Origin of the sequence: Streptomyces sp. 1331.2 (assembly GCF_900199205.1) — a bacterium.
Lineage (GTDB): Bacteria > Actinomycetota > Actinomycetes > Streptomycetales > Streptomycetaceae > Kitasatospora.
Genome location: NZ_OBMJ01000001.1, coordinates 271,941 through 296,270, shown reverse-complemented (window position 1 = coordinate 296,270; position 24,330 = coordinate 271,941). Strand labels below are relative to the sequence as shown.

Sequence of the window (24,330 nt, the reverse complement as noted above, 5' to 3'; positions counted from 1 at the left end):
GCGCAGGACGGGGCTGCCGGAACGGCGGCTCAGAACAGCCGGTGGCCCTGTACCCACACGCTCTTGCGGCCGTCGTCCCCGAGGTACCGGAGCTTCTTGACCCCGTGGTGCAGGCCCGCCGTGGCCAACAGCGAGGGGCCCACGATGGCGCCGACGGCGGCCAGGGTGAGCAGCAGGCCGATGTCGGCCACGGCCGCCTGGTCGTGGCCCTCCTCGACGGTCTGGCCGCCCTGCTGGATCAGCAGCGGGACGGTGACCAGCAGCGAGAGCAACAGCAGCCAGCCGAGCACCCGTTGGACCCGCTGCTTGACCCGAGCCTTGGTGGCGGTCTCCACCCGGACCGAGAACGCCCGTCTGCAGCGCGGACAGATGATGCCCACCTCCCGGTCCCCGGTGGCGGGCCGGGGAGAGCCGCCCTTCGGCAGGTGCGCGACGCTCCACTCGACCTTGGTCCCGGTGGGGCCGTGCTCGATGCTCACCCGGCAACCGAGGCTGACGACGTACCGGTCGTCGATCGGGAACTTGCCCACTGCCGCCACCCCCTGGCGCCGCCGCGACCCTCGCGGGGCAGGCGGATTGTAGCCCCGTCGGTTGGCGGTGAAACACGTGATGTGCCGTCAGAAGGCCTCGGTCAGGAGGATCACCGCCGCCGGGACGGCCTGGCCGAGCGCGCCGCGCCACAGCTTGGGCTCCGAGACGACCAGGGTGGTCCCGCCCGCGACCATGAACGCGGCGATGTAGAGGATCACCGGTCGGCCCGCACTGCTGTGCCCGGTGTGCAGCAGGACCAGGCCCGTGACCAGGCCGAGCGCCAGGAACAGGTTGTAGAAGCCCACGTTGAAGCGCCACAGCCGGACCTCCGGGGCGTCCGCCGTGTTGCCGGTGAGCAGGTAGCGCACCCGGGGGTGTCCGTACAGGAAGCTCTCCAGCGGCCACACGACGAGGTGGATCGCGGCGGCGACCATGGCGAAGACCTGGCTCACGGCGTCCATGTGGGGCGGCTCCCTGCTGAGCGGTTCCCGCCCGGTTCGGCGGGCGCGGACGGTGCGACGGGTGCGGCGGGTCCGTACGGGCCGTAGGGCGGGTACGGGGCGGCCGGTGCGAACGACGCGGCCGGTGCGAACGACGCGGACGGTACGGGTGACCAGGACGGCGGGTGGACGACGGGTACGGCCCAGGCCGGCGGCTCCGGCACCGCCCGGGGGCCGCCCGGGGAGGCCACCGGGACGACCTGGGTGGGCGGCCCGCCGCCGCCCCACCGTCCCCCGGCCGGGGCGTCCTCGGCGGCGGTCGCGGCGCGCAGCTCGGCGACGAACTGCAGGCAGCTCGCGTACCGCTCGTCGGGCGTCTTGGCGAGGGCCCGGGCGACCACCGCAGCCAGGGCGTCCGACAGGTCGGGCCGGTGCTCGCGCAGGGCGGGCGGCGGGTCGTTGAGGTGCGCCCAGAGCAGGGCGAGGTCGCTCTCCCGCCGGAACGGCGGGGTGCCCGCGAGCATCTCGAAGACCACGCAGCCGAGGCTGTACTGGTCGCAGCGCCCGTCCAGGGGCTTGCCGGAGATCTGCTCGGGCGCCGCGTAGTCGAGCGTCCCGACGATCTGGCCGACGCTGGTCAGCCCGCTCAGCGAGAGGGACTTCTTGGTCAGCCCGAAGTCCGCCAGGTACAGGTGCTCGGGGTGCTCGCTGTCCGTCCCGGCGGCGACCAGCACGTTGCCCGGTTTGACGTCCCGGTGCACCAGGTCGTGGTCGTGTGCGGCGTCCAGGGCGGAGGCGATCTGCAGGGCCAGTCGGGTGGCCCGCGGGGCGGGCAGCGGGCCGCTGCGGCTGAGCAGGGCGCGCAGGTCGCCGCCCTCGACGTAGCGCATGGCGATGAACAGGATGCCGTCGTGCTCGCCCGCCTGGAACACCGGGATGATGTGCGGGTGGTCGATGGCGGCGGCGGCCTCGGACTCGTGCATGAAGCGCTGCCGGAACACCTCGTTGCGGGCCAGTTCGGGGGCCAGCAGCTTGACCGCGACGGTTCGGCCGAGCCGCAGGTCCTTGGCCCGGTAGACCACGGCCATCCCGCCGCGCCCGATCTCGCTCTCCAGTCGGTAGCCCGCGACCTTCCGCCCGACCAGGCCGGCGGGCAGGCTGGGCGCGGACGGCCGCTCGGAGGTCACGGCTCACTCGTCCGGGTGGGGGCGTACGGGCTGTGCACCGGAGCCGGGGCCGCTGCGGGAGCCGGTCCCGGAGCCGGCGAGGCGCCGGGCGCGGGGGTCGGCGCGGGCGCGGGCGCAGGGGTGGAGGCCGGCCGCGGTGCGGCGGACGGCGGCGGCCGGTCGGTGGCCGCGTAGGTCTGGAGCTGCAGCCCGTCGCAGTAGCACCAGCGGTCGTGCACCGGGTCGAAGACCCACAGCTCCTCGCCGTCCACCACCAGGCCGATCCGCAGGCCGCGCGAGCGCTCCCGGAAGCTCTCCAGGTCGAGCGTGCCCGCCGCCAGGTCCTCCAGCAGGGTGCGGTAGCGGGCCAGCGTGCTCTCGGCGTCGGCGAGGGCGGGCCGCGGGTCCGCGGTCCGGGCCGGCGGGCCCCCGGCCGCGGGCGGCGGCTGCGGGAGGGCGACCAGCAGTCGGCCGTCCACCCAGGTGGTCCAGCCGTTGGAGCACAGCACCTGCGCCCAGTCGCCCTGGCGGCCGAGCAGTTGCAGCGGGAGCAGGGCATCCAGCCGGGCGGAGGGGCGTCCCGGGTCGGGGGCGGCCCAGGAGGCCATCCCGCCCGGCGGGGCGACGTGGGTCGGGCGCAACACGAACTCGTCCATGGGCGGCTACATTTCCTCCGCCGCGCGACCCCCGCCGCGCGCGGCACGACTCGCTCCACAGGTCCTCTCCCACTCTACCGGGGGAGGCCGGGGCCGACCCGGCGTCGCCGACGGTGCACGATCGGTGGGGTACCCGGCTCCGGAGAGGTCGGGCAGGCTACTTGCGCATGATCGTGGGCTCGTGCCGCCGCAGCAGGGCCAGGACCAGCACCCCGTACGCGGCCGACAGCAGCGGCAGCAGGACGATGCTGAACAGCCAGCCGGAGCGCTCGTGCCGGAACATCGGGTCCGCGGTGATGTCGTTCGGGAACAGCGTGTGCAGCTGGACGGTACGGGCCATCGCCGACATGCCCCAGCGGGACGGGATCAGCCAGGCGAACTGCTCCAGCCCGGGGACACCGTGGAGTTTGAGCATCAGGCCGCTGAAGACGATCTGGACGACGGACAGGAGGACCAGCAGCGGCATGGTGGCCTCCTCCTTGTCCACGAGCGCGGAGACCACCAGGCCGAGCATCATCGCCGAGAACGCGAGCAGCGCGACCGCGATGATCAGTTCGGGCAGCTGGGGCATCACGACGCCGGTCGGCACCGCCGAGGAGAGGTTCACCCCGGCCAGGCCGACCACGGTGAGCACCGCGGCCTGACCCACCGTGACGATGCCGAGGACCATCACCTTCGAGACCAGGTAGGCCGATCTGGACAGCCCCACCACGCGTTCCCGCTGGTAGATCGCGCGCTCCTTGACCAGCTCGCGCACCGAGTTGGCGGCGCCGGTCAGCAACCCGCCGATGCAGAGCGTGAGCAGGCAGTTGACGGCGTTGACCGGGGTGAGGCGGGAGCCGGCCATCACCCGGCACATCAGGCCGATGACGAACGGCAGCACCACCATGATGGTGAGGAACAGCCGGTCGGCGGCCAGCACCGAGGCGTACCGGCGCACCAGGGTGCCCAGCTGGGCGAACCAGCCCTGCGGCTTCTCCCGGCCGATCTCCGGTCCGATCGCAGCTGCCCGGCCGGGTGCCTGCTCCGGTGCCCGCGCGCGGCCGGGGGCAGCAGGGACGGGCGCCGGGGCGTAGGGCACCGAGGGCACGGCCTCCGCCGCCACGTACCGCAGGTACTGGGGCGAGGCGCGGAAGCGGCTCTGCCACTCGGCGTGCTCCTCGTTCTCGAAGGCCTCGAAGGCCTCCGGCCACTCCTGGTAGCCGAAGTAGTCGAGCGCCTCGCCGGGCGGCCCGTAGTACGCCGTCCGCCCGCCAGGGGCCAGCACCAGCAGCCGGTCGCAGACGTTCAGGCTCAGCACGCTGTGCGTCACCACGACCACCGTGCGGCCGTCGTCGGCCAGCCCGCGCAGCATGTGCATCACCGAGCGCTCCATGCCCGGGTCCAGGCCGGAGGTCGGTTCGTCGAGGAAGAGCAGGGACGGCTTGGTGAGCAGTTCCAGGGCCACGCTGACCCGCTTGCGCTGGCCGCCGGAGAGGCTGGCGATCACCTGGTCGGACCGGGCGTCCAGGCCCAGCTCGTGGATCACCTCCCGGACCCTGGCCTCCCGCTCGTGCGGGTCGGTGTCGCCGGGGAAGCGCAGCTCGGCGGCGTAGGACAGGGCGCGGCGGACGGTGAGCTGGGTGTGCAGGATGTCGTCCTGCGGCACCAGGCCGATCCGGCGGCGCAGTTCGGCGTAGTCGCGGTAGAGGTCGCGCCCGTCGTACAGCACCGTGCCCTCGTCGGCGGGGCGCAGCCCGGTGAGCGCGTTGAGCAGGGTGGACTTGCCCGCGCCGCTCGGGCCGGCTACCGCGAGCAGCGCCTTCTCGGCGAGCGGGAAGCCGACGTCGTCCAGCAGCACCCGGTGGTCGGGGCCGACCCGGACCACCAGGTGCTGGACGTCCAGGGAGATCTCGCCGGTGTCGGTGTACTCGACCAGGTGGCCGTCGGAGAGGCAGAGCGCGGAGTGGCCGATGCCGACGATGTCGGCCGGGCCGACCGGGGCCTGGTGGACCGGGCGGCCGTTGAGGTAGGTGCCGTTGTGGCTGTCCAGGTCGACGATCTCGTGGCTGCCGTCGGGCAGTTCACGCAGCTCGGCGTGGTGCCGGGAGACCACCAGGTCGTCCAGCACCAGGTCGTTGTCGTGCGAGCGGCCGATCCGCACGGTGTGGCCCGGCAGTTGGAGGACCGCGCTGGGGCTGCGGAAGGTGCCGGAGCTCTGCGGGGCGACCAGCGACGGGCGCTCCTGCGCGGCGGCGGCGGGCAGGCCGGCGAAGGTCGCCGAGGGGCCGTCGGCCGGGTCGCCGAAACGCAGCCTGGTGCCGGGGCCGACGTCCTCGCGGGTGACCCGGTGGCCCTGGTCGTAGGTGCCGTTGGTACTGCCGACGTCCTCCAGCAGCCAGTGGTCCTCGGTGGCGCGCAGGATCGCGTGGTGCCAGGAGACCCGGGGGTCGTCCAGCACGATCTCGCTGGTCGGGTCGCGGCCGAGGTGGTAGGCCCGGGCCGGGTCGATCAGCTGCGACTCGGAGTCGGTGACCAGGACGAGGGGCGGCGCGGTGAGTGCGCCTGGGCGCTCTCCCATGGTCGGCATTCTATCGCCCGGTGGTCCGCGGGGCCTATCCGGAGGACTTCCCGAACTGCGGGATTGGACTGGACCACTGGGGCGCGCGGCACTATCGTTCGGCGTGCCCGCGCACGGGGTGCGGCCGGGTGCGCGCAGCCGAACGTCCGAGTCCTGCCGAGTGTCGTCGAGTGCTTCGGAAACGGAACCCATGAGCATCTGGCCCCGGTTGCAGCGCTCCCGGACGGTTCGAGCCGGGCACGCCACCGGGCGGGTGCTGCGCTGCGGGCTGATGGACACCATGCTCGCCGACCTCGCCGTCTCGGTCGTGCTCTGCTTCGAGCAGCCCCTGGACGACGACCGGCTCGCCACCGGCCTCGCCCGGGCGCTGGGCCGGGTGCCGGTCTTCGCCGGACGCCTGCGCACCGTCGACGGCGCACTGGAGGCGGTCTGCGACGACAGCGGCGTGCCGTTCGAGGTCCACGCCGTGGACGGCACGCTCGCCGAGGCGATGGGCCGCGTGGCGGCGCCCGGTTCCGAGCTGGTCGACCCGGTGGACGCCCCGGCCGCCCGCACCGGCGGCGCCCCGCTGCTCACCGTGCGCGTCACCCGTACCGCCGACGGCGGGACGGTGCTCGGCTGCTCCTGGCACCATGCGATCGGCGACCTGCACAGCTTCATGCTGCTGCTGCGGATCTGGTCGGCGGCGGTCGAGGGCGACCCGCTGCCGGCGGCCGAACTCGTCGCCGACCAGGACGCGTTGCTCGCCCAGGTGCTCCCCGCCGAGGACTGCGGGCGGCCCGGCTTCCGGGTGCCCTCACCGGAGGAGGCGGAGCTGCTGGCCCGCACGGTGGCGGCCGGTCCGCTGGCCAACCGGACCGTCCAAATCGCCTTCACTGACGAGGAAGTGGCCCGGATACGCGGGCAGTTCGGCGCCACGGCCGGGCGCCGGCTCTCCTCCGGGGACGTGCTCTGCGCCCATCTCCTCACCACCCTGCGGGAGTTGGACGGCGACGACGCCGAGCGAATGCTGACCGTGCCGGTCAACGCCCGCCACTGGCTGGGCCTCTCGCCGGCCCTGGTCGGCAACCTGCTCAGCGAGATCCATCTGCCGCACCGGCCCCAGGACGGCCCGGCGGCGCTCGCGGGCGCGCTGCGGGCGGCGGTCGAGGAGTTCCCGACCGCGCACCTCAACCTCCGTGCCAACCTGGGCTTCCTGGCCGCGATCGGCCGCTCCCGGCTGCGCGCGTGCGTGCCGCTGGGCTTCGACCCGGCGGCGCGCCGGTTCAGCTTCTCCAACTGGAGCCGCTTCGGCGCCTACCGGGTCCGGTTCCAGGGGCAGCACCCGGTCTTCTTCAGCCCCGCTGCCAACTACCCGCTGCCATGGGTCAGTTGGACGGTCGAAGGCTTCCGCGGCGAGGGGTACCTGACCACGGTGGTGCTGCCGGCCCGGCTCGCCGCCCGGGTCCGCGGGGCGGACGGCCGGGCGGCGCTGCACCGCTACCGGTCGGCGGCCGACGAGCCGCCCACGTCCTCGGCCGTCCTGCCCAAGGTGCTCTGAGGCCCAGAGTGCTCCGAGGCGGACGTCACCCGGCCGAGGCGGCCGGGAAGGAGCGCTCGATCGCACTCCAGAGCCGGGACCTGGCCTGCAGCGCGGTTCGGACGGTCTCGGCGCAGGAGTCCCACTTGGCCTGGTCGTCCCCGCACAGGTCGATCAGCATCTGCATCGCCATCGGCGTGTGCTGCTCGCCGTCGACCTCGATGTGCCGGGCCAGGTAGTCCTTGAAGACGGTGAGCACGCCGTCCGGGTCGTCGATCGCGATCACCTGGGCGAACATCTCCGGGATCAGGTCCTCGCGGCCGAAGGCGAAGGCCGCGGCCCGGCAGTGCACCGGGGCGTTCTCGATGACGGACCAGGTGGTGCCGGTGAAGTCCACGGCGGCCTGCGGGACTTCGGCCGTCTTGAGGGCGTCCGGTACGGCGGTGCCGGCACCCAGCAGGTCCAGGAACTCCTCCACTGGGCGGGGGTTCGCGCCGGCCTGGCGCATGCCCTCCAGGTACAGCTCGAAGTGGCTGGTGTAGCCCTCGCCCAGCTCGTCGCTCTCCTCGACCAGCACGATCTCGTTGATCAGCCGGCGGCTCGCGGTCGGGCCGTTCGGCACCCACGGGACGTCCACGCAGGTCAGGTCGCGCTGCAGGCTCTTCAGCAGCGACATGAAGTCCCAGACGGCGAAGACGTGGCTGTTCAGGAAGGTGCGGACGCGCTCGATGCTGTCGAGCCCGCGGTACACGGAGTGGCCGACCACCTCGCGGCGCAGCGGGTCGATGGCCCGTTGCAGGCTGGTCAGTCCGGGGTGGGAGCGGTCCCAGTGGTAGCGGTTGGCGGACATGCGGACTCCTTGTCGGTCGGTGGCGCATCGGTCGGCGGCGCATCGGTCAGCGGTGCCTGATTCGGTGGTGACTATTCGGTGGTGCCTGTGTCAGTGGTGCTTCATGACGCCGTACAGTGCGTGCCGCAGTTGCTCGCGGCCCGGCTGGACGGCCCGGTCGAGGGCCGGGGCGAAGGGCAGGACAGCGCCGTCGGGGCGGGTGATCCGGCGGGGCGGGGCGATCAGGCGCAGCTCCTCGGCGGCGGTGGCCAGCACCTCCGCACCGAAGCCGCAGCTGCGGTTGGAGTCGTCGAACACGACCAGTCGGCCGGTGCGCTCCAGCGAGGTGGCGAGCGCGGCCCGGTCGAGCGGGTGGAGCGTGCGCGGGTCGAGCACCTCGACGGAGAGGTCCACGGCGACCTCCTCCGCCACCGCGAGCGCGTCGTGCACCAGGTGGCCGACCGCGACCACGGTGACGTCGGTGCCCGGCCGGTGGACCCGGGCGCGGCCGAGTGGGACGGGCGCGAGGTCCCGGGTGACGGTCTCGCGCACCGGCAGGGCGGCGGCGGGGGCGAACACCACGACCGGGTCCGGATCCCGGATCGCCGAGCGCAGCAGCCCGTAGGCGTCCGTCGGGGTGGCGGGCACCACGGTCTTGATGCCGGCGTGCGCGAACAGGCTGTACGGATGGTCGGAGTGCTGCCCCGCCCAGCCGTCCCGGGAGCCCGACCCCGGCACCAGGCAGGTCAGCGGGACGGCCGCCTGGCCGCCGGTCATCAGCGAGAACTTGTGGGCCTGGTTGACGAGTTGCTCGAAGACCAGGAACAGCAGCGAGGGGATCTGGAACTCCAGCACGGGCCGCCGGCCGGCGAGCGCCGCGCCGACCGCCATCGCGGTGAAGGCCTGCTCGGACAGCGGGGTGTCGACGATCCGCCCCGGGCCGAAGCGCTCCAGCAGGCCGAGCGTGGGCCCGGCCAGACCGGCGCCGATGTCCTCGCCGAAGACGCAGACCGCCGGGTCGGCGGCGAGTTCGTCGGCCAGCGCCCGGTTGAGCGCCTTGGTGTAGGAGAGCCTGGTCACGGTGTCGCTCCCGCCCGGGGTCGCAGCCCGTCGGCGTACAGGTGGTCCAACGCGCCCGCCGGGTCCGGGTGTTCGGAGCCGAGCGCGAACTCCTCGGCGGCGGCGAGCTGTTCGGCCACCGCGCGGTCCAGGGCAGCGGCCGCGCCGGGGTCGAGCAGGGCGGCGGCCCGGGGGAGCGGGTCGCGTGCGCGCCAGGCCTCGACCTCCTCGGGGGCGCGGTAGCGCAGCTTCATCCGGCGCTCCATGGTGTGGTGGCCCTCGTAGCGGTAGGTGCGGCACTCCAGGAAGCCGGGGCCGTGGCCGTCGCGGGCCCGCCGGACGGCGCGCAGGGCGGCGGCGCGGACGGCCTCGGTGTCCATGCCGTCCACCTCCTCGGCGGGGATGCCGAACGCGGCCGCCCGCCCGGTGGCGCTGCCCGCGACGGCGGTGGCAGCGGGCAGGGTGGTGGCGTAGCCGTTGTTCTCGCAGACGAACAGCACCGGCAGTCGCCACATCGCGGCGAGGTTGAACGACTCCAGCAGGACGCCCTGGTTGAGCGCGCCGTCGCCGAAGAAGGCCACCGCGACGGGGAGTTGTCCACGCGGCTCGCACTCGTTCCGAGCGTGGTCGTTCTGCGCCTGCTCGTTCCGTGCCTGCTCGTTCTGCGCCTGCCGGGCCGCCCAGGCGGCGCCGACGGCGATCGGGGCGCCCGCGCCGACGATGCCGTTGGCGCCGAGGATGCCCAGCGAGAGGTCGGCGGCGTGCATGGACCCGCCCCGGCCGCCGTTCAACCCGTCGACCCGGCCGAGGAGTTCGGCGAGCAGCCGGTGCGGCGCGGCGCCCCGGGCGAGCACGTGGCCGTGCCCGCGGTGGGTGCTGGTGAGCCGGTCGGCCGGGCCCAGGGCCGAGCAGACGCCGACCGCGACGGCCTCCTGCCCGATGTACGGGTGGATGCCGCCGGGGATCGCGCCGGACTTCACCAGGGTGAGCGCCAGCTCCTCGAAGCCGCGGATCAGCCGCAGCATCCGGTAGCGCTCAACGGGCGTGCCGAGCGGGGCGGGGTCGCTCGCGGCGGGGGCACTCGGGGAGGTAGTGATCGGCGCTGCGGGACTGCAGGGCCCGGCCGTTGACATCAGGGGAGCGGTCACGGCCGTCCCCGCCAGATCGCCGGGCAGAAGTCCGGGTCGGCGTAGTCCGGCCGGCCGTCGGCGGTGCGGCGCACCAGCACGTCGTGGTTGTACACCACCGGGCTGCCGTCGCCCCGGTCGTGCCGGCGGTACTCGTTGGCGCCGTCCTGCAGGTGCAGCGAGACGGCCCGGCGCGGGTGGGAGGCCAGGTTGGGGCCGCTGCCGTGGTAGGTGCGGCAGTGGTGGAAGGAGACGTGGCCGCGCGGGATCGGCATCGGGACCTTGCGTACCTGCTGCCCGTTGTGGGCGGCGTTGGCGGCCAGGATGCCGTCCAGCTCGGCGCGATCGCGGTCGGCGAAGTGCCGGGTGGAGTCCTCGCCGGAGGGCAGTTCCTGCCAGCGGTGGCTGCCGTCGACCATGGTGATGGTGCCGTTCTCCTCGCGGCAGTCGTGGAACGGGATGAAGGCGGTGAGCATGTCGGGCGAGGTGCTGGTCTGCCAGTAGTGCTTGTCGAAGTGCCACGGCACCTGGTTGCTGGGCTCGCCGGGCACCGGCGGCTTGTAGATCAGGGTGGCCTGGAAGATCCGGATCTCCTGCGCCCCGGCGAGCAGCGCGGCCACCGCGCCGACGAGCGGCTTGCGCAGGATCGCGCCGATGGCGTCGCTCTCGTAGTGGACGTAGTCGTTGTGCCGCTGGACGGGCCCGTCCGAGGGCTGCCAGGAGGCCAACCTGGGTGGCCGGACGGGCAGTTCGCGGTCGCGGTGGCCCGCGTAGTACAGCTCGGTGGCGGCCTGCAGGGCGTCCAGCTCCTCGTCGCTGAACAGCCGGCGGGACAGGTACCAGCCGTGCTCGCGGTAGTGGGCCACCTCCTCGGCGGTGGGCAGCAGGGCGCGCTCGGCCTCGGTGAGCCGGAACTCGGCGGTCTCGGTCATCGTGCGGGCCTCCTTCGGGGGCGGGGGGCGGGGGGCGGGGGCGGGGGATCAGAGGGCGGAGGCGGCCGAGCTGTGCCGCCTGATGGCCTCGTACAGGGCCTTGATGTTCGCGGTGCCGAAGGTACCCGCCCCCTGACGCTCGATCAGTTCGAGGAAGAAGGTGCGCCTGGGGTGTGTCGAGCGGGCGAAGATCTGGAACAGCTGGCCGCCGTGGTCCTGGTCGACCAGGACGTGCAGGTCGCGCAGGGTCTCCACCGGAATGGCCGTCTCGCCGAAGCGCTCGGCCAGCACGTCGAAGTAGGCCCCCGGGGTGGTCAGGAACTCCACCCCGCGGGCCCGGACGGTCCGTACGGCGGTGGTGATGTCGCGGGTGCTGAAGGCGAGGTGCTGGACGCCGGCGCCGCCGTGGGCGGAGAGGAAGTCGTCGATCTGGCCGGGGCGGCGGCCGGTGTCGGGCTCGATCAGGGTGAAGGTGACGGCGCCGGACGGGCTCTGCACGACCTTGGAGTCCATCGCCTGCTCGCCGACCTCGATGTACTCCTCGAAGATCGTGTGGAAGCCGAGCGCGGCCTCGCAGAACCGGACGGCTTCGGCGAGCCGGCCGGCCGGGAGGCAGATCGCGACGTGGTCGAGGTGGTCCAGCAGCCGGGGCTCCGGGCCCGGCTCGGCGGTGCGCAGCGGGACGAGGCGCAGTGCGGTGTCGCCGAAGCCGGCGATCAGGGCGCCGGCCCGGTCCAGCACCCGGGCGCCGTGCCGCTCGGCCCGCTCCAGCGCGGCCTGCGGGTCGGTGCAGCCGAGCGCGAGTACGGCGACGCCGTCCCCGTGGCGGGCGACGAAGTCGGCCACCGGGTGCTCGGGGGCGGCGGCGGAGGTCAGGTGCAGCCGGATCGTGCCCTGGCGCAGTTCGATGCTGCGGGTGCCGCCCGGGCCGATCGACGGGGTGTCGGCGGTGAAGCCGTAGTCGGCGCAGAGTTCGGTCGCGGTCTTGTCCGCGTCCGCGCAGTGGAACTCGGCGTGGGTGATGGTCTGGATGGACAACGGGATCTCCCCCCGGAGGGATGGGCGGGTCGAGGATCGGGCCGGCCGTCGTGAGCTACCGGGCGGTGCGGGTGGAGGCCGGGCCGAGGATGAGGCTGAGGTTGTGGCCGCCGAAGGCGAAGGCGTTGCTCAGTGCGGCGCGCACCGGGGTGCTCCGGGCGGCGCCCCGGACGTGGTCCAGCTCGCAGGCCGGGTCGGGGTCGGTCAGGTTGAGCGTGGGCGGCAGCGTCCCCCTCGCCACCGCCAGGGCGGTCACCGCCGCCTCCAACGCGCCTGCGGCGCCCAGGAGATGGCCGGTGGCGCCCTTGGTGGAGCTGACCGCGGGCGGCTGCCCGCCGAAGACGGCGCGCAGCGCTGCGGTCTCGGCCACGTCACCGAGCCGGGTGCCGGTGCCGTGGGCGTTCACGTAGTCGATGTCGCCCGGGGTCAGGCCCGCGTTGGCGAGCGCGGTGCGCATCGCGTCGGCGGCGCCGCCGCCGTCGGGGCGGGGCATGGTCGGGTGGTGGGCGTCGGTGGAGGCGCCCCAGCCGAGGACGTCCGCGTAGCCGGCGGCGCCGCGCGCGTCGGCGTGCTCGGCGCGTTCCAGGACCAGCACGGCGCTGCCCTCGCCCAGCACGAAGCCGTTGCGGCGGCTGTCGAAGGGCCGGCTTGCCTGCTCCGGGTCCGCCCAACCCTGCGCCAGGGCACGGGCGTTGGTGAAGGCGGCGGCGATGGTGGGGTGCAGCGAGGACTCGGTGCCGCCGCACACCACCACGTCGGCGTCGCCGGCCCGGATCAGCCGCAGTCCCTCGGCGATCGCCTGGGCGCCGGCCGCGCAGGCCGTCACCACGGCGGAGCTGTAGCCCCGGATGCCGTGCTTGATGGCGACCCGGGCGGCGGCCATGTTGGAGAGCATGCCGGGCAGCAGGTACGGGCTGACGCCGGGGCGCCCGCGCTCCAGGCGGCGGTGCGACTGCTGCTCGAAGGTCTCCAGTCCGCCGCCGCCGGTGGCCAGCACCACGGCGGTGCGGTGCGGGTCGGCGTCCCGGCCGACCACCAGGCCGGCGTCGGCGAGCGCGTCGTCGGCGGCGGCCAGGCCGAGCAGCACGAAGCGGTCCACGCCGCGGGTCTCGGTGGGCGGCAGCACCTCCCGGCCGTCCACGGCGGGGGCGATCCCGGCGGCGGGCAGCCAGCCGTGCGCGGCGTGGCCCTCGGGTACGGCCCGGAGGCCGGAGCGGCCGGCGGTCAGCGCATCGAACACCTCGGCGGGCTTGCGGCCGAGCGGGGAGACCAGGCCGATGCCGGTGACGACGACGCCGGTGCGGGCACGTGTGCCGGCGCTCACGCGTCCACCGCCGCGAGGTGGCGCTCGCGCAGCAGGACCTTGCGGACCTTTCCGGTCGGGCCGAGCGGGATGTCGTCCGGGGAGACCACCAGCACCCGCCGGACGGTCGCGGCGGCGGCCTCGTCCAGGGCCGCGACGACCGCCTCGGTGTGGTCCGCGGACGGGTCGGCGCCCTCGGCGAGGAGTAGCAGCACGTCGGTGACCACCTGCTCGCCGTCCCGGACGGCCACCACCGTGCAGTCCAGCACCTCCGGGCAGGCGGCCAGCACCCGCTCCTCCGACATCGCGGTGAACAGCCGCTTGCCGCCGTCGAGTTCGACCGAGTCGACGGCGCGGTCGACGTGGTAGTAGTAGCCCTCCTCGTCCCGGTACATCAGGTCCCCGGTGAGGAAGCGGCCGCGGATCCGGGCGCGGAAGGTGGTGGCCGAGTCGTTCCAGTAGCCGAGGGCCAAGGTCGGTGAGGCGGTGGCGAGTTCGCCGACCTCGCCGGGGCCGAGCGGTTCGCCGTCCGGACCGACCACCTCGCAGTCGACGAAGGCGTGCGGGCGCCCGACGCAGCGGCCGTAGCGTTCGGTGCCGGGCCCGTGGGTGATGAAGAAGTGCGAGTGGCCCATCTCGGTGGAGCCGAGGCCGTCCACGAACTGGGAGCCGGGTACCCGGGAGCGGCCCGCGCGGGTGACGGTCTCCCGGCTGCCGGTGGCGATCAGCCGGCGGATGTGCACCTCGTGGGCGCAGTCGCCGGTGTTCCACCAGAGCGCGACGGAGGTCAGGTCCCGGGCGGCGAGGTCGTGGCGGGCGAGGTCGGCCCAGGTGGCGGCGAAGCCGATCACCCCGGTGGGCCGCCACTGCTCGATCGCCGCCAGTACGCCGTCGCCGGACTGCCGTGACAGGAAGGCCAGTCGGGTGTGCGAGCTGAGGGCGAGGTTGAGCGCGATCACGGTCGCGGCGTGCGGGGCGGGCAGGGCGCTGAGCATCCGGTCCTGGCCCTGCGGGCGGGGCAGCCGCAGCCGGTGGCGGATCGCCGCGTACAGGCTCGCGTGCGAGTGGACCACGGCCTTGGGCATCCCGGTGGTGCCGGAGGAGTGGGTGATCGCCACCGGGTCGCCGGACCAGTGCCGGTACGGGGCCGGTGCGGCGTCCGGGTCGCCCGCGCCGAGGGTGGCGATCTCGGGCAGCAGCGGCGCGCCCGGGTCGTGGCCGGCCAGTGCGGCCAGGTGGACCGGGTCGGCGAGGACGCCGGCCGCGCCGAGCCGGGCGGTGTAGCGGGCGGCGCGCTCGCCGTCCAGGTTGGGGTTGAGCAGTGCGGGGATGGCGCCGAGCCGGGCCAGTGCGAGGAAGGCGAGGACGTGGTCGTCGGCGTCACTCGCGTAGACCACGACCGGGTCGCGCGGGGTGATGCCGAGCGCGTGCAGGGCGGCGGCGCGGGCCCGTACGGCGCGGTCGAGCTCGCGCAGCGTGAACGGCTGCCAGGCGGGGTGGTCGTCCACCGGGGTGTCGAAGGTGAGCAGCGGCTCGTCGACGTCCAGGCCGAGCGCGATCCGGGCGGTCAGGACGTTGCCGGCGCCGACGTCGGGGTCGTCCGCGAGCAGGGTGCGGAGACTGCGGATGGTCACGGGGGGTCCCTCCAACGGGGCCGGTGGACGGCCCGGGCGGCTGATCAGGTGGTGGCGGGGTCGGTCGGCCGCGTTCGGGCGGCGGGCGATCCGAGGTGGTGCCGGACGGCGGGTTGCGGGGCGGCGTCGGGGCGCACGGCGGTTGGTCTGCCGGGTGCGGCTGCGTCAGGCGCCGGGCCTCGGTGAAACTCGGTGGGACTCGGTGGGACTCGGTGGCCTCCGGGCCTCTGACCTCTATGGGCCTCGCTGGTGGCTACGGCCGGGGGTGATCGGCGGGTTCAGCTCGGCGACTCCGGGTCCTCGGGTGACCGGGGACAGGAGAGCAGTACGGCGGCGGCGCGGTCCCCGTCCGGCGTCTGCTCGACGGCCAGCACGAGGACCCGGTCGGCGTCCCCGTCGGCGAGCAGCAGCGCGGCGAGCTCGTAGGCCTCCGCCGGTACGCGGCCTGGTTCGGCCTCGGCCGGGCAGATCGCCACGACGGGGCCGGTCAGGCCCCAGCGCGCCGCGATGTGCCCGAGGACGGCGTTGGGGTTGGACTGGAAGAACAGCAGCGGGCCGGTCCGGTGGCCGGGTTCGGCGCTCTGCTCGATCGCCCGCGCGGTGTCGAGGTCGCCGCTCGCACTGGCCAGCAACAGGGCGGTCCGTCCGGGGGCGGGCGGCTCGCCGTGGGCGGCGCGCAGACAGCGCTCGGCGGCGTCGGCGACCAGCGGATCGAAGCCGGAGGCGGCGAAGCCGGGCAGCGGTGGCGGCGGCCCGTCCGGGCCGGGTGCGGAGCGGCGGGCCTCGGCGAGGACCCGCAGGCCGTGGGCGTTGTCGGCAGGGGAGGTCATGGTGGTGGTGGGTGTCATCCGGGGGCCAGCAGCAGGGCAGTGTTGGCGCCGCCGAAGGCGGAGTTGAGGCTGAGGGCGTAGCGGGGGCGGGCGGCGCGCGGACCGTCCAGGACGAGATCCAGGCCGACGTCCGGATCCGGGCCGAGCCACCCCGCGTTGACCGGGAGCAGACCGGTCTCCAACGCCCCGACGGTGACGGCGAGTTCGAGCAGGGCGGAGGCCTCCAGGGCGTGGCCGTGCACCGACTTGCTGGAGCTGACCGGCAGTTCGTCGGTGTGCCGGCCGAACACCCGTCGCAGGGCCCGGGCTTCGGCCCGGTCGGCGAGGGTGGACCCGGTGCCGTTGGCGTTGACGTAGCCGACCTCGGCCGGGGCGGCGCCGGCCCGGCCGATCGCGGCCTCGATCGCCCGGGCCACCCCGGTGCCGTCCGGTTCGGGACGGCAGACGTGGTGGGCGTCCCCGGCGCGGCCCCAGCCGGCCAGCCGGGCGAACACCGGCGCGGCCCGGCGCTCGGCCGCCGGGGCGGCCTCGACCAGGACGGCGGCGGCCGCGTCGCCGAGCAGGGTGCCGGTGCGGCCGGCGCTGAACGGGCGCAGCTCGCCGTCGCGGGCCAGCGCGCGCCCGGCGTCGAAGACGGCGAACACACCCGGTCCGACCAGGTGGACGGCGGCGACCAGGATCCGCTCGTGCCGTCCGGCGGCGACCAGGGCGGCGGCGTCGGCCACGGCGGTCGAGGCGGCCACACAGGCGCCGGTGTACACCCGGGTGACACCCGGGGCTCCCCAGCCCGCGCGGACCCCGGCCGCTACCGCCTCGGCGGTGGCCCGGGTGTGCTCGTCGCTGTGCAGCGCGAGCAGGACGGGCAGCGTGGCGCCCTCGGCGGCGGTCAGGCCGGCCTGCCGGCAGGCCTGGTCGATCGCATCGAGCGCCGCCCCGGCCGGAGCCGGCGAGGTGGGAAGCAGCGCGGCCCGAGTGGTCCGGCGGGCGGCCACGTCGAAGCGGGTGACCGGGCCGAATGCGGCTTTGCCGTGCGTGACGGCCTCGGTCAGCGCGGCGAGCCCGTGCCCGGCGGCGCTGAGCACGCCGATCCCGGTGACGACGGGGCGGACCGGGCGGACCGGGCGGACCGGGCCGGACGGCGGAAGAGGGCCGGAGGGGCCGGGCGGGCCGGCGCCCGGGGCGAGGCCGCTCACGGCCGTCCGCCCGCGCGCTCGGCCAGGACGGCCGCCCGCAGCAGCTCGGTCGCGTCGTCGACCGTCCGCACGGCGCCGAAGCGCTCGTCGTCCAGGTCCAGCTGCAGCCCGTAGCGCTGCTCGAACTCGGCGACGAGCCAGGTGAGTTCGAGCGATCCAAGCTCCTCGGGCACGGTGTCGGCGGCGCGCTGCCCGAACGCCGCCAGCATCGTCAGGACCTCGTCCCGTCCCGGCAGGGCCTCGCGGCCGTCCGGCCGGGCCTCGGCACGCTCACCGCCGGTCATGCGGCGCTGCCGGAGGCGGCGGCGAGGGCGTCGATCCGGCGGGCGACGTCTGCGGTGAACTCGTCCAGCGTCATCAGCGCGGTGGTCTCCATCTCGTCCAGGTCGAACTTGATCCCGAACTCGTCCTCGACCTGTACCGAGAGGTCGGCCAGCGCGAGCGATTCGAGGTCAAGCCCGGCCGGGCCGAGGTCGGTGTCCCCGGTGACCTCGGAGACGTCGTACTGCATCTCGGTCAGGGCGGCGAGGACGAACGCGCGGATGCGGTCCTGCATGGTGTGGCTCCTTGTCGGGGGTCTGGCGCTTGGGTGCGTGACGTGCGTGACGTGCGTGAGGCGCGTGACGTGCATGCGGTGCACGAGTGCGCGGGAGTACGTGGCGGCCGGCGGTCAGTGCGTGGTGGCTGCGCCGGCCGTGCCGGCCGAGGCGGTGTCGCGCAGGGCGGCCGGGTCGCGCAGCAGCTTGCCGGTGGCGGTGCGGGGGAGGCGGGGGAGGAGGGCGAGCCGGCGCGGCCGCTTGTAGGCGGCGAGGCGCCGGGCCAGCCCGTCCCGGACGAGGGCGAGGTCGGCGTCGGGTTCGGTGGCCAGGTAGGCCTCGATCGCGCCGCAGTCGAAGACGACCACGGCCTCGCGGACCTCGGGCAGTGCGGTCAGGGTCTGTTCGACTTCGGTGAGGTCGACCTTCAGGCCGCCGATCGAGACCTGGGAGTCGAGCCGGCCGAGCACGGTGACCAGGCCGTTGTCCGCGTCCAGTTCGGCGGCGTCCCGGGTGTGCAGCCAGCCGTCCGACCAGCGGGTCGGGTCGTCCAGCCCGGGGTACGGCGAGGAGACGGCGCCGAGCTGCAACTCGCCCTTCACCAGGAGCAGTCGCATTCCGTGGACGGGGCGCTTGGCCGGGTGGAGGGTGCCGTCGAGGTCGGTGGCGATGACCCCGGTCTCGGTCATGCCGTACATGGTGCCGAGCGGGACGCCGTAGCGCTCGGTGAACAGCGCGGGCAGGCCCGGGCGGACCAGTTCGCCCGCGACGATCATCCGGCGCAGTCGGGGCAGCGCCGGGGGAGCGACCGCCCCCGCCAGCAGCTCGGCGTGGAAGGGCACCCCGATGACGGTGGTCGGCCGGTCGGAGTCGGCGACGGCGGCGAGGATGCCGGCCGCCGTCATCCGCTCCGGCACGGTGAGCGCGGCGCGGACGTACAGGGCGTTGAGCAGCCCGCCGACCAGGCCGAGCACGTGGACCACCGAGGACAGCAGCACCACCCGCTCGCCCTCACCGGGGAACGCCACCAGCCTGCGGTAGCAGTCGAGTTCGCGCAGCAGGTCGGCGGCGGTACGGGCGATGACCTTGGCCGGGCCGGTAGATCCGGAGCTGAGCTGGATCAGGGCGTGCCCGGTGCGGGCCGGCTGTCCGTCCGGCAACCGCACGGCCACCGGTTCCACGTCGGAGAAGCCGCGCAGGGCCGCCGCGGGTCGGTGGGCGGAGCCTACCAGCACCTGCGGGGCCAGTCGGGCCACCGCCGCGTCGATCTCGTGGTCGGTCAACCGGTGGTCGAGCAGGGCGACTTGGGCACCGAGCCGCCAGCAGGCCAGCAGCACCGCGACGAACGCCACCGAGGGCGGCAGCCGCAGCGCCGCCGTACCGCCGGGGCCGAGCCCGGCGGCCGTGAGCCGTACGGACTGCTCCTCGACCAGGGTGCGCAGCGCGTCCCGGTCGAGCGGCGCGCCGAGGTGCAGGCACTCCTCGCCGCCGGGGCCGGCCAGCAACAGCCGGTCGACCCAGTCGTGCGGGGCATCGGAGTGCGGCGGTGCGAACGGCGGAGGCGAAAAGGGGGAAAAGCCGGTCAACGCGGCTCCACACAAGTCAGGGGATTTGTCATGAACGCAGTTCACGACCAGAAAACGGCCAATTCCGTTGCCAGACCTTGGCACAGACGTTTGGTCAAATCAAGGTCTATACCAATGTGTCCGTTGCTCCTACGCTGCCGAACCGGGACTGGCCCGCGCGTGGCCGTCCGGGAACGAGGAATGCCCGTGGGAGCACTCACGCTGGCCGGGATCGAGCGCGCAGCGCGCGAACAACTCCCCCCGGAAATCTGGGATTTCATCGAAGGCGGCAGCGGCACCGAACGCACCCTGGCCGCGAACCGGGAGATGTTCGGGCGCTACGCCCTGCGCCCGCGCACCCTGGTCGACGTCTCCGCCTGCGACCCGGCCCTGACCCTGCTCGGCGCACCGCTCGCCCTCCCGCTCGGCATCGCCCCGATGGCCTACCACCGCCTGGTCGACCCGGAGGGCGAGACCGCCACCGCCCGCGCCGCCGGCCGGGCCGGGGCGCTGCTGGTCGCCGGGATGTTCGCCAGTCGCACCCTGGAGGAGATCGCCGAGGCCGCCACCGGCCCGCTCTGGCTCCAGCTGTACTGGCTGCGCGAACGGGCCGCCCTCGCCGCCCTGGTGGAGCGCGCCGAGGCGGCCGGCTTCCGGGCCCTGGTGCTGACCGTCGACGCCCCCAGGATCGGCCGCCGCCTGCGAGACCTGCGCAACGGCTTCGCCATCCCGCCCGCCGTCCGCGCGGTCAACCTGGACCCGGCCCTGATGTCGGCCAGCCACCGTGCAGCGGGCGGCAGTTCGGGCATCGCCGAGCACGCCCGCGAGCAGTTCGACCCCACCCTGAGCTGGGCCGACCTCGCCTGGCTGCGCCGCCGCACCCGGCTGCCGCTGGTCCTCAAGGGCATCCTGACCGCAGAGGACGCCCGGCTGGCCGTCGAACACGGCGCCGACGCCGTCCTGGTCTCCAACCACGGCGGCCGACAACTGGACGGCTCGATAGCGGCGTTGGCGGCCCTGCCCGAGGTGGTCCAGGCCGTTCCGCACGAGCTGCCGGTGCTGCTCGACGGCGGCGTGCGCACCGGCACCGACATCGCCGTCGCCCTCGCCCTCGGCGCCCGCGCCGTCCTGATCGGCCGCCCCGCGTTCTGGGGCCTCGCCACCGACGGGGAGTCCGGCGTGCACCGGGTGCTCGACCTGCTGCGCCAGGAACTGGAGCACACCATGGCCCTGTTGGGCCGCCCCCGGCTCGCCGACCTGGACCGTACGGCCCTCGCCCCCTGGCCCTGCTGCCCGGCCGGCTGAACCACGCGGGGCCCGCACCACGTTCTCCGAGGAAGAGACCGAGATGACCGAACAGACCCGAAGAACCGCACAGACCGAACGAACCGCACAGACCGAACGGACCGAACGAGCCGAACGGACGGAACCGGCCGAACGGGCCGCCCGCAGCGCCCGGTTCCCCGGCTGGGACTGGGACGACCCCGACGGCCTGGCCACCCGCCTGGACGAGTTCAGCGCACAGGTCGCCACCTGCGACACGCTCGAACCGCACCCCGGCGGGCTCCCGCACGACCACGCCGACTTCCGCGAACTCGGCCTCACCGGCATCGAGTTCGCCGCCTTCCGGACCGCCCACCCGGAAGGCCTCGGCACCGACCTGACCGCCCTGCGCGGCGGCGCCGGGCCGGCCACCGAGCCCGGCACCCTCTACCGGGTCGACGGCGACCGCTGGTTCACCCAGCTGGACATCGCCGAGCCGCTGCCCTTCGCCGACGCCAGCATCGACTGGGTGTACGCCGAGCACCTGATCGAGCACGTCACCCTGCCCGTCGCGGTCGGCTGGCTGCGCGAAGCCCGCCGGGTGCTGCGCCCCGGCGGCGTCCTGCGCCTGACCACCCCCGACCTCGCCCGCTACCTGGTCGGCTACGCCACCGGCGACGGCTTCCTCGCCAAGCACCGCCGCCGCCTGACCACCCTCGGCTTCGGCCCGCCGATGCCCGCCCGCCCGGCCTTCCTGGTCAACCAGGTCTTCCGGTACTACGGCCACCAGTGGATCTACGACCTGGACGAACTCCGGCACGTCCTCACCCTGGCCGGCTTCACGCCCGGGCAGGTCCGCCACTGCGCCTACCGGCAGGGCACCCGTTCGGACGTCGCCGACCTCGACACGGCGTTCCGCACCGACGAGACCATCTACGTCGAGGCCGACCGCTGAGCGCCGACCTTTGACTGCCCGGCAATGACGCGGCCCGACCGCCGACCCAGCCGCACGAGAACGGGACCACCCATGCCCCTGCACCCCCAGGCCGAGGCCCTGCGCGCCCGGCGCGCGAGCAGCGGCGCACCGCCGCTCTACACCCTCACCCTGGCCGAGGCCCGCGCCGCCGACCTCGCCGACATCCGCGCCGCGGCCGGCACCCCCGAACCGGTCGCCGCCGTCGAGGAGCACCGCTTCCCCGGTCCCGGCGGCGACCTCACCCTGCGGCTCTACCGCCCGGAACCGCCCACCCTCGAACAGCGAAGCACCGAACTCCCCGCCCTGCTCTACCTGTTCGGCGGCGGCTGGACCCTCGGCTCGCCCGACACCAGCGACGCGATCTGCCGCCGACTCACCAACGCCGTCGGCTGCGTCACCGCCTCCGTCGGCTACCGGCTCGCCCCCGAACACCCCTTCCCCGCCGCCCTCCAGGACTGCCGCGCCGCCCTCCTCCACCTGGTGGAACGGGCCGGCGAGTTCGGCATCGACCCCGGCCGCCTCGCGGTCGGCGGCGAGAGCGCCGGCGGCAACCTCAGCGCCGCCCTGACCCTGCTGCTGCGCGCCGAAGGCGGCCCGGCCCTGCGCCACCAGCTGCTGGTCTACCCCAACACCGACCACGCCGCCGACACCCCCTCGCTGCGCGAACACGACGACCCGCTGCTCTTCAACCGCCGCTCGTTGGCCTGGTACTGGGGTCACTACCTGGCCGACCGGGCCGACGCCGCCAGCCCGTACGCCTCCCCGCTGCGCGCCGCCACCCTGGCCGGCCTGCCGCCCGCGACCGTCCTCACCGCCGAGTACGACCCGCTGCGGGACGAGGGCGAACAGTACGCCGAGGCGCTGCGCGCGGCCGGAGTCCCGGTGGAGCTGCGCCGGTACGAGGGAATGCCGCACGGCTTCTTCGCCATGACCGCCACCCTGGACGCGGCCGCCGAGGCCCAGGCGTACGCCGCCGGGCGGCTGCGGGAGACACTGTGGGAGGCCGGGCGGGAGGTGCCGCGGTGAACCTCCGTCTGGAGGACCTGCACGCCTCCCTCGCCGATCCGCTGCTGGACGCGATGACCTTCCTCAACGAGGTCACCTCCCGCTACCCGCAGGCCGTCTCCTTCGCCCCCGGCCGCCCCTACGAGGGCTTCTTCGAGCCCGAGGACGTCCCCCGCTACCTGGACACCTACCTCGCCCACCTGGCCGAGCGCGGCCTCGACCGGGACGCCGTGCGCACCGCGCTGTTCCAGTACGGCCCCACCAAGGGCATCATCGCCGAACTGGTCGCCCGCACCCTCGCCAACGACGAGGGACTGACCGTCGCCCCCGAGGCCCTGGTGCTCACCGTCGGCGCCCAGGAGGGCATGCTGCTCGTGCTGCGCGCGCTCTGCGCGGGCCCGGACGACGTGCTGCTGGTCAGCGCGCCCTGCTACGTCGGCGTCACCGGCGCCGCAAGGCTGCTCGACCTGACCACCCGGCCGGTCCCCGAGGGGCCCGACGGCGGGCCGGACCCGGCGGCCGTGCGCGCCGCGGCCCGGGCCGTGCGGGCCGAGGGGCGCCGCCCGCGCGCCCTCTACGTCGTCCCCGACTTCGCCAACCCGTCCGGCACCAGCATGCCGATCGCCGCCCGCACCCGGCTGCTGGACGTGGCCGCGGAGGAGGGCGTCCTGGTCGTCGAGGACAACCCGTACGGCTTCTTCGCCCGCACGCCCGGGCCGCGGCCCACCCTCAAGGCGCTGGACCGCCGCCGCCAGGTCGTCCACCTGGGCTCCTTCGCCAAGACCTGCTTCCCCGGCGCCCGGCTCGGCTACGCCGTCGCCGACCAGGAGGTGACCGGCCCCGACGGGCGGCGCAGCCTCCTCGCGGACGAGCTGGCCAAGCTGAAGAGCATGACGACGGTCAACACCCCCGCGCTCAGCCAGGCCGTCATCGGCGGCATGCTGCTGACGCACGACTGCCGGCTGCGCGCCGCCAACGCCCGCGCCACGGCCCACTACGCGGCCGGCATGGACACCCTGCTGCGGGAGCTGGACCGGCACTTCCCGGCCTCCGAGCGGCGTCGGCTGGGCGTCTCCTGGAACCGCCCCGACGGCGGCTTCTTCGCCGTCCTCACGGTGCCCTTCGCCGCCGACGAGGCGGCGATGGAGCGCTGCGCCCGCGCGTACGGGGTGCTGTGGACGCCGATGGCGCCGTTCTACCCGGCGGGCGGCGGGGAGCGCCGGCTGCGGCTCTCCATCAGCTCGCTGACGCAGGCTCAGATCATCGACGGAGTGGCGAAGTTGGCTGCCTTCATCGGCTCCTGCTGACCGTGCGAGGACGCCGATGGGCCCGGCTCGAAACACGAGCCGGGCCCCCTTTTTGGCCCGGGCGTCCGGGCGTCGGTCAGCGCACCCGGGTGGAGAACAGCCGGGCCGACCAGAACACCGCCAGGACGGTCATCACCGCGACCACCAGCAGCCCCTGCCAGACCGCGCTGTCCCCGGCGTGCCCGGAGAACAGGGCGCGCATGCCCTCCACAGCCCAGTAGAAGGGGTTCCACCGGGCGAGCTGCTGCAGCCAGTCCGGAGCCAGGGTGAGCGGCAGCAGCACCCCGGACAGCAGCGCGATCGGCTGCGCGAGGGTGTTCACCACGGGCGCCATCGCCGCGTCGGCCGGCACCATCAGTGCGATGCCGTAGGAGATCGCCGAGGTCATCAGCGCCAGGAGTCCGAGCAGCAGGTAGGCGAGCAGCAGGTTGAGCGGGCTCACCCGCAGCCCGAACGGCAGCGCGATCAGCGTGATCAGGACGGCCTGCACCAGCAGCGCCACCATCTCCCGCAGCGCCCGTCCGAGCAGCAGCGCCAGCCGGCTCACCGGCGTCACCCGGGAGCGCTCGATGATCCCGGCCTTGAGCTCGCCCAGCAGGCTGAAGCCGGTGAACAGCCCGCCGAAGATGCACAGCACCGCCAACAGGCCCGGTACGTACACCTGGTAGGCGTCGGCGTAGCTGCTCGCGCCGTCCGGGGCGAGCACCTTCTTCAGCAGCGGGGCGAACAGCAGGAGGTAGAACACGGGCTGGATGATGCCGACGGCGATCCAGACCGGGGTGCGGATCATCAGCAGCAGCTGGCGTTGGAAGACCAGCCAGGTGTCGCGGGCGAGCTTCACGGTCTCCCCAGGGAGTTGTG

The 24,330-nt window shown here is 74.5% G+C and carries 24 protein-coding genes; 6 read left to right on the top strand and 18 right to left on the bottom strand.

Annotated features, from left to right (window positions below; translation table 11 throughout):
• Positions 1-29 precede the first annotated feature (29 nt).
• From CRP52_RS01405 to CRP52_RS01390, 5 genes are all read right to left on the bottom strand, one after another.
• Positions 30-530, bottom strand: a complete 501-nt coding sequence (locus CRP52_RS01405; RefSeq protein ID WP_097234680.1) for a hypothetical protein — start codon at positions 528-530, stop codon at positions 30-32.
• Positions 531-617: 87 nt separating this feature from the next.
• Entirely contained in the window at positions 618-992 is a 375-nt protein-coding gene (locus CRP52_RS01400) for a DUF1304 domain-containing protein (protein WP_097234679.1), read from the bottom strand.
• A complete protein-coding gene (locus CRP52_RS01395; protein WP_257032220.1) occupies positions 980-2,158 on the bottom strand; it encodes a serine/threonine-protein kinase in 1,179 nt (392 codons plus the stop codon). Before CRP52_RS01395 ends, CRP52_RS01400 begins: the two co-directional genes overlap by 13 nt.
• Complete coding sequence (locus tag CRP52_RS37965; protein ID WP_179852645.1) at positions 2,155-2,793, bottom strand: hypothetical protein; 639 nt, start codon at positions 2,791-2,793, stop codon at positions 2,155-2,157. The genes CRP52_RS01395 and CRP52_RS37965 overlap by 4 nt, the downstream gene beginning before the upstream one ends.
• 157 nt (positions 2,794-2,950) lie before the next feature.
• Positions 2,951-5,353 carry an ABC transporter ATP-binding protein/permease gene (locus tag CRP52_RS01390; protein WP_097234678.1) on the bottom strand — a complete coding sequence of 801 codons (2,403 nt, stop codon included), beginning with the start codon at positions 5,351-5,353 and terminating at the stop codon, positions 2,951-2,953.
• Between the two features lie 190 nt (positions 5,354-5,543).
• Between CRP52_RS01390 and CRP52_RS01385 the strand changes: the two genes are divergently transcribed.
• Complete coding sequence (locus tag CRP52_RS01385) at positions 5,544-6,893, top strand: acyltransferase (protein WP_179852644.1); 1,350 nt, start codon at positions 5,544-5,546, stop codon at positions 6,891-6,893.
• Between the two features lie 25 nt (positions 6,894-6,918).
• On the opposite strand, the gene CRP52_RS01380 is transcribed toward CRP52_RS01385, so the two are convergent.
• The 4 genes from CRP52_RS01380 to CRP52_RS01365 all read right to left on the bottom strand — a co-directional run bounded on the left by CRP52_RS01380 (position 6,919) and on the right by CRP52_RS01365 (position 10,819).
• Positions 6,919-7,722 carry a DUF3050 domain-containing protein gene (locus CRP52_RS01380; protein WP_097234676.1) on the bottom strand — a complete coding sequence of 268 codons (804 nt, stop codon included), beginning with the start codon at positions 7,720-7,722 and terminating at the stop codon, positions 6,919-6,921.
• A 90-nt stretch (positions 7,723-7,812) separates the two neighbouring features.
• A complete protein-coding gene (locus CRP52_RS01375; RefSeq protein ID WP_097234675.1) occupies positions 7,813-8,781 on the bottom strand; it encodes an alpha-ketoacid dehydrogenase subunit beta in 969 nt (322 codons plus the stop codon).
• Positions 8,778-9,785, bottom strand: coding sequence for a thiamine pyrophosphate-dependent dehydrogenase E1 component subunit alpha (locus CRP52_RS01370; protein WP_218893051.1), 1,008 nt, complete (start codon positions 9,783-9,785; stop codon positions 8,778-8,780). The genes CRP52_RS01375 and CRP52_RS01370 overlap by 4 nt, the downstream gene beginning before the upstream one ends.
• A 119-nt stretch (positions 9,786-9,904) precedes the next feature.
• The gene (locus tag CRP52_RS01365) at positions 9,905-10,819 is read right to left on the bottom strand and encodes a phytanoyl-CoA dioxygenase family protein (RefSeq protein WP_097234674.1); all 915 of its coding nucleotides are present in this window, start codon (positions 10,817-10,819) and stop codon (positions 9,905-9,907) included.
• Here CRP52_RS01365 and CRP52_RS40725 point away from each other — a divergent pair.
• A complete protein-coding gene (locus CRP52_RS40725; RefSeq protein WP_107474883.1) occupies positions 10,764-10,955 on the top strand; it encodes an ATP-binding protein in 192 nt (63 codons plus the stop codon). The genes CRP52_RS01365 and CRP52_RS40725 overlap by 56 nt on opposite strands.
• On the opposite strand, the gene hppD is transcribed toward CRP52_RS40725, so the two are convergent.
• The 8 genes from hppD to CRP52_RS01325 all read right to left on the bottom strand — a co-directional run bounded on the left by hppD (position 10,868) and on the right by CRP52_RS01325 (position 18,939).
• Positions 10,868-11,857, bottom strand: a complete 990-nt coding sequence (hppD, locus tag CRP52_RS01360) for a 4-hydroxyphenylpyruvate dioxygenase (RefSeq protein ID WP_097234673.1) — start codon at positions 11,855-11,857, stop codon at positions 10,868-10,870. The two genes, CRP52_RS40725 and hppD, sit on opposite strands and share 88 nt — an antisense overlap.
• Positions 11,858-11,912: 55 nt before the next feature.
• On the bottom strand, positions 11,913-13,181 hold the full coding sequence (locus tag CRP52_RS01355) for a beta-ketoacyl-[acyl-carrier-protein] synthase family protein (RefSeq protein ID WP_097234672.1): 1,269 nt from the start codon (positions 13,179-13,181) through the stop codon (positions 11,913-11,915).
• Positions 13,178-14,794 carry a class I adenylate-forming enzyme family protein gene (locus tag CRP52_RS01350; RefSeq protein ID WP_097234671.1) on the bottom strand — a complete coding sequence of 539 codons (1,617 nt, stop codon included), beginning with the start codon at positions 14,792-14,794 and terminating at the stop codon, positions 13,178-13,180. Before CRP52_RS01350 ends, CRP52_RS01355 begins: the two co-directional genes overlap by 4 nt.
• Before the next feature lie 278 nt (positions 14,795-15,072).
• Positions 15,073-15,624 (bottom strand): beta-ketoacyl synthase N-terminal-like domain-containing protein, encoded by a 552-nt coding sequence (locus CRP52_RS01345; protein WP_097234670.1) that lies wholly within the window; start codon positions 15,622-15,624, stop codon positions 15,073-15,075.
• A 14-nt stretch (positions 15,625-15,638) separates the two neighbouring features.
• Positions 15,639-16,817, bottom strand: coding sequence for a beta-ketoacyl synthase N-terminal-like domain-containing protein (locus CRP52_RS01340; protein WP_097234669.1), 1,179 nt, complete (start codon positions 16,815-16,817; stop codon positions 15,639-15,641).
• A complete protein-coding gene (locus tag CRP52_RS01335; RefSeq protein WP_097234668.1) occupies positions 16,814-17,101 on the bottom strand; it encodes a hypothetical protein in 288 nt (95 codons plus the stop codon). The genes CRP52_RS01340 and CRP52_RS01335 overlap by 4 nt, the downstream gene beginning before the upstream one ends.
• Positions 17,098-17,373, bottom strand: a complete 276-nt coding sequence (locus CRP52_RS01330; RefSeq protein ID WP_097234667.1) for a phosphopantetheine-binding protein — start codon at positions 17,371-17,373, stop codon at positions 17,098-17,100. The genes CRP52_RS01335 and CRP52_RS01330 overlap by 4 nt, the downstream gene beginning before the upstream one ends.
• Before the next feature lie 114 nt (positions 17,374-17,487).
• Positions 17,488-18,939 carry a class I adenylate-forming enzyme family protein gene (locus CRP52_RS01325; RefSeq protein WP_218893050.1) on the bottom strand — a complete coding sequence of 484 codons (1,452 nt, stop codon included), beginning with the start codon at positions 18,937-18,939 and terminating at the stop codon, positions 17,488-17,490.
• A 180-nt stretch (positions 18,940-19,119) separates the two neighbouring features.
• Here CRP52_RS01325 and CRP52_RS01320 point away from each other — a divergent pair, with 180 nt between their 5' ends.
• The 4 genes from CRP52_RS01320 to CRP52_RS01305 all read left to right on the top strand — a co-directional run bounded on the left by CRP52_RS01320 (position 19,120) and on the right by CRP52_RS01305 (position 23,469).
• Positions 19,120-20,223 (top strand): alpha-hydroxy acid oxidase, encoded by a 1,104-nt coding sequence (locus CRP52_RS01320; RefSeq protein WP_097234666.1) that lies wholly within the window; start codon positions 19,120-19,122, stop codon positions 20,221-20,223.
• Positions 20,224-20,266: 43 nt separating this feature from the next.
• Positions 20,267-21,136 (top strand): class I SAM-dependent methyltransferase, encoded by an 870-nt coding sequence (locus CRP52_RS01315; protein ID WP_097234665.1) that lies wholly within the window; start codon positions 20,267-20,269, stop codon positions 21,134-21,136.
• Positions 21,137-21,208: 72 nt separating this feature from the next.
• Positions 21,209-22,183 carry an alpha/beta hydrolase gene (locus tag CRP52_RS01310; RefSeq protein WP_097234664.1) on the top strand — a complete coding sequence of 325 codons (975 nt, stop codon included), beginning with the start codon at positions 21,209-21,211 and terminating at the stop codon, positions 22,181-22,183.
• Positions 22,180-23,469 carry an aminotransferase-like domain-containing protein gene (locus tag CRP52_RS01305; protein ID WP_306458826.1) on the top strand — a complete coding sequence of 430 codons (1,290 nt, stop codon included), beginning with the start codon at positions 22,180-22,182 and terminating at the stop codon, positions 23,467-23,469. Before CRP52_RS01310 ends, CRP52_RS01305 begins: the two co-directional genes overlap by 4 nt.
• A 76-nt stretch (positions 23,470-23,545) precedes the next feature.
• Here CRP52_RS01305 and CRP52_RS01300 read toward each other — a convergent pair whose 3' ends face one another.
• The gene (locus CRP52_RS01300) at positions 23,546-24,310 is read right to left on the bottom strand and encodes an ABC transporter permease (protein WP_097234663.1); all 765 of its coding nucleotides are present in this window, start codon (positions 24,308-24,310) and stop codon (positions 23,546-23,548) included.
• Positions 24,311-24,330: the final 20 nt, after the last annotated feature.

Coding starts and splice junctions, on each gene's coding strand:
- CRP52_RS01385 (WP_179852644.1), top strand. CDS start 5,544: ATGAGCATCTGGCCCCGGTTGCAGCGCTCCCGGACGGTTCGAGCCGGG.
- CRP52_RS37965 (WP_179852645.1), bottom strand. CDS start 2,793: ATGGACGAGTTCGTGTTGCGCCCGACCCACGTCGCCCCGCCGGGCGGG.
- CRP52_RS01315 (WP_097234665.1), top strand. CDS start 20,267: ATGACCGAACAGACCCGAAGAACCGCACAGACCGAACGAACCGCACAG.
- CRP52_RS01365 (WP_097234674.1), bottom strand. CDS start 10,819: ATGACCGAGACCGCCGAGTTCCGGCTCACCGAGGCCGAGCGCGCCCTG.
- CRP52_RS01380 (WP_097234676.1), bottom strand. CDS start 7,722: ATGTCCGCCAACCGCTACCACTGGGACCGCTCCCACCCCGGACTGACC.
- CRP52_RS01320 (WP_097234666.1), top strand. CDS start 19,120: ATGCCCGTGGGAGCACTCACGCTGGCCGGGATCGAGCGCGCAGCGCGC.
- CRP52_RS01310 (WP_097234664.1), top strand. CDS start 21,209: ATGCCCCTGCACCCCCAGGCCGAGGCCCTGCGCGCCCGGCGCGCGAGC.
- CRP52_RS01330 (WP_097234667.1), bottom strand. CDS start 17,373: ATGCAGGACCGCATCCGCGCGTTCGTCCTCGCCGCCCTGACCGAGATG.
- CRP52_RS01345 (WP_097234670.1), bottom strand. CDS start 15,624: ATGACCTCCCCTGCCGACAACGCCCACGGCCTGCGGGTCCTCGCCGAG.
- CRP52_RS01390 (WP_097234678.1), bottom strand. CDS start 5,353: ATGGGAGAGCGCCCAGGCGCACTCACCGCGCCGCCCCTCGTCCTGGTC.
- CRP52_RS01400 (WP_097234679.1), bottom strand. CDS start 992: ATGGACGCCGTGAGCCAGGTCTTCGCCATGGTCGCCGCCGCGATCCAC.
- CRP52_RS01370 (WP_218893051.1), bottom strand. CDS start 9,785: ATGCTGCGGCTGATCCGCGGCTTCGAGGAGCTGGCGCTCACCCTGGTG.
- CRP52_RS01335 (WP_097234668.1), bottom strand. CDS start 17,101: ATGACCGGCGGTGAGCGTGCCGAGGCCCGGCCGGACGGCCGCGAGGCC.